Origin of the sequence: Frankia sp. CeD, assembly GCF_000732115.1 — a bacterium.
Classification (GTDB): domain Bacteria; phylum Actinomycetota; class Actinomycetes; order Frankiales; family Frankiaceae; genus Frankia; species Frankia casuarinae.
The window spans coordinates 1-2,668 of record NZ_JPGU01000099.1 but is presented as its reverse complement, the minus strand read 5'-3'; the positions used below and the strand labels follow the sequence as shown (position 1 = coordinate 2,668).

Genomic DNA, 2,668 nt, shown 5'->3' with positions numbered 1-2,668 from the left:
GTCCGCGCAGGCGCGGACCGCCGCCGGCCGGCCTTTGCCGAGCGTTGCGCCGATGCGCGCTCCGGCTTTGGCCGGGGTATCGTCCGCTCTGGAAGGACGGTCGCGTGTCGCCCGGTCAGGTGTGGTGGACGCGGGGTGGGCCGCCGGGGAGCATGACGGTGAGGAAGTGATCCTGGTCGACGAGACCACCGAGGAGCGAGGCGCCCGTTTCGAGCAGGACGCCCTTCCCTACCTCGACCAGCTGTATGCGGCAGCCCTGCGCATGACCCGTAATCCCGCCGACGCGGAGGATCTCGTGCAGGAGACCTTCGTCAAGGCGTTCGCGGCCTTCCACCAGTTTCAGGCGGGCACGAATCTCAAGGCCTGGCTCTACCGGATTCTGACGAACACGTTCATCAACACGTACCGCAAGCGGCAGCGCCAGCCGTTGCAGAGCCCCACCGAGCAGGTGGAGGACTGGCAGCTCGCCGAGGCGGGGTCGCATACGTCCAGTGGGCTCAAGAGCGCGGAGACCGAGGCGTTGGAACACCTGCCGGACAGTGACATCAAGGACGCCCTGCAGGCCCTGCCCGAGGACTTCCGCATGGCGGTGTACCTCGCCGACGTCGAGGGCTTCGCCTACAAGGAGATCGCGGAGATCATGGGTACGCCGATTGGGACCGTGATGTCCCGGTTGCACCGCGGTCGCCGGGGTCTGCGGAAGTCCCTGGAGAAGTACGCCTTGGACCGTGGGCTCGTGGCGGCCGGTTCCGCCGACGGCGAGGGCGGTGCGTCGTGAGCTGCGGCGGTCCACACGAGATCGATTGCCGGAAAGTGCTCGACGCGGTTTTTCTGTATCTCGACGGTGAGTGTGAGGGCGGGCAGCAGAATCTGATTCGGGCCCACCTTGACGAATGCTCCCCCTGCCTGCGCGAGTTCGGAGTGGAGCACGAGGTGAAGATGCTCGTCGCCCGTAAGTGCGGCGGGGAGCGGGCGCCCGAGTCGCTGCGGGCGAGCCTGCTCGCCCGGCTGCGGGCCGCCCGGGTGGAGATCGACGCCGCCGAGTACCGGCCGGAGTAGCTGGGGCCCGCCGGAGTAGCTGGGGCCGGACGGAGTATCGGGCAGCCCGGGGGCGGGCCGTGGCTGCCACGGCCCGCCGGGTGGCTCAGGTGTTCGGGCGCTTGCCGTGGTTGGCCTTGTTCTTCGCCCGTGCGCGCCGCTTGCGCTTCTTCTTCGCCATCAGGAATCTCCCTCCGTTCTGCTTCGACGTGCAGTCATCGTGCCAGTCCGCACCGACGGGAGGTGACCGGCGGGTCCGTCGAGGCCGTCGTCCTCGTCGGCGTCGCCGAACCCATCCGGTGAGCCATCGCCGAGGTTCCCCTGGGCCGGAGACTGTACCGCCCTGGCGTGGCGGCGGGCCTGCAACGTGCGCCACGCCCGCACGGGGGCCAGCGTTCCGAACAGTCCCAGCGCCGCGGCGATCGCCACGTCGCCGACGCTGACGACCGCGGGCGTCCAGGGCAGGGGCAGCGGGATGATGTCACTGAGCAGGCGCAGGACCGTACCATCCCCGGCCGGCGTGTGAAATGCCGAGGTCAAGATGTCGGAAATCGGTACACCGGCGTGGTCGGCCCCCCACCGCGACACCGGCATCTGGCCGCCGTTCGCGGTGATGACGGCGGCGTTGGAGATGAGACCGGTGACCAGGAGACCGAGTCCGGGCAGGCGGTTGTTCGCGCTGGCGAACAGGGCTGTGACCACGGCGGCCGCGATCCACGCCGGGCTGTGCAGGGCGGGCACGAGTCGGCCGATCGCGAGCACCAGGACCGCCGCGGCGAGCAGCCATGGTCGGGAGACATCGATGCGGGCGAGGGCGCCGAGAGTTCCGCCGCGGGCGAGGCCGACGCCCAGACCGCATAGCAGGGTCAGCACCAGAAGTACGAGCACATGCGTAGTGTGCGGTGTTATGAGCGACAGTCCCAGCACCGGGCGGTCGCGTCGCCCCAGCGTGCCGGCCCGGATACATCCGGGGCCCAGGGACGTTGGTCGGACAGCCTCGGCGCACTACGCTCTTGCCAGATTCACCGCCGCTGAAGGGAGCCTGATGGCCGAGGAAGTCCGCGCTGAGATGGTGGCCAACGTCTGGAAGGTCGTCGTCGGTGTGGGAGACCCGGTGAGCGCCGGTGACGCCCTGGTGATCCTCGACTCGATGAAGATGGAGATCCCCGTGATCAGCGAGGACGGCGGGACGGTCGCCCGGATCGCGGTGCAGGAGGGCGACGTCGTCCAGGACGGTGACCTGATCGCCGTGGTCGAGCCGCTCCCCGCCGCCTGATCGTCCTTGTTCGGCGGGGTAGCGGCTGAGAGATCCGATGCCTCGGGCGATGTCCTAAGCTGCCCATTATGGACGCCGCGTTTTGTGACCGTTGCGGTCAGTTGGCCAGTGTGGGCAGCCACGAGGCCTGCCGGCGGGCCCGCGATCTGGAGCCACCCCGCTACTGTCGAGCCTGCCGGCGGCGGATGGTCGTCCAGGTCACCCCGGTGGGTTGGTCGGCCCGGTGCGCGGAGCATGGGCTGCTCTCGGTCTGAGCTCGCCGACCCCGCCGGGCGTGGGCGAGGAGGAGGGTGACGTCGTCGTCGTAGCCGTCGTTGCCGTCGTTGCGGTTGAGGAGGGTCAGTAGCCGGTCCG

6 protein-coding genes are annotated in these 2,668 nt (G+C 69.5%); 4 read left to right on the top strand and 2 right to left on the bottom strand.

What is annotated here, in order from left to right:
• The first annotated feature begins 34 nt into the window (after positions 1-34).
• Complete coding sequence (locus CED_RS21035; protein ID WP_304413290.1) at positions 35-778, top strand: sigma-70 family RNA polymerase sigma factor; 744 nt, start codon at positions 35-37, stop codon at positions 776-778.
• Entirely contained in the window at positions 775-1,059 is a 285-nt protein-coding gene (gene rsrA / locus CED_RS21030; protein ID WP_011438142.1) for a mycothiol system anti-sigma-R factor, read from the top strand. Before CED_RS21035 ends, rsrA begins: the two co-directional genes overlap by 4 nt.
• Before the next feature lie 85 nt (positions 1,060-1,144).
• On the opposite strand, the gene CED_RS26445 is transcribed toward rsrA, so the two are convergent.
• Both CED_RS26445 and CED_RS21025 read right to left on the bottom strand, forming a co-directional pair.
• On the bottom strand, positions 1,145-1,219 hold the full coding sequence (locus CED_RS26445; protein ID WP_369807823.1) for a 50S ribosomal protein bL37: 75 nt from the start codon (positions 1,217-1,219) through the stop codon (positions 1,145-1,147).
• The gene (locus CED_RS21025) at positions 1,219-1,926 is read right to left on the bottom strand and encodes a DUF5317 domain-containing protein (protein ID WP_232234866.1); all 708 of its coding nucleotides are present in this window, start codon (positions 1,924-1,926) and stop codon (positions 1,219-1,221) included. The genes CED_RS26445 and CED_RS21025 overlap by 1 nt, the downstream gene beginning before the upstream one ends.
• Before the next feature lie 157 nt (positions 1,927-2,083).
• On the opposite strand from CED_RS21025, the gene CED_RS21020 reads away from it, so the two are divergent.
• Both CED_RS21020 and CED_RS26440 read left to right on the top strand, forming a co-directional pair.
• A complete protein-coding gene (locus tag CED_RS21020; protein WP_011438140.1) occupies positions 2,084-2,314 on the top strand; it encodes a biotin/lipoyl-binding carrier protein in 231 nt (76 codons plus the stop codon).
• Between the two features lie 68 nt (positions 2,315-2,382).
• On the top strand, positions 2,383-2,568 hold the full coding sequence (locus CED_RS26440; protein ID WP_083503449.1) for a hypothetical protein: 186 nt from the start codon (positions 2,383-2,385) through the stop codon (positions 2,566-2,568).
• Positions 2,569-2,668: the final 100 nt, after the last annotated feature.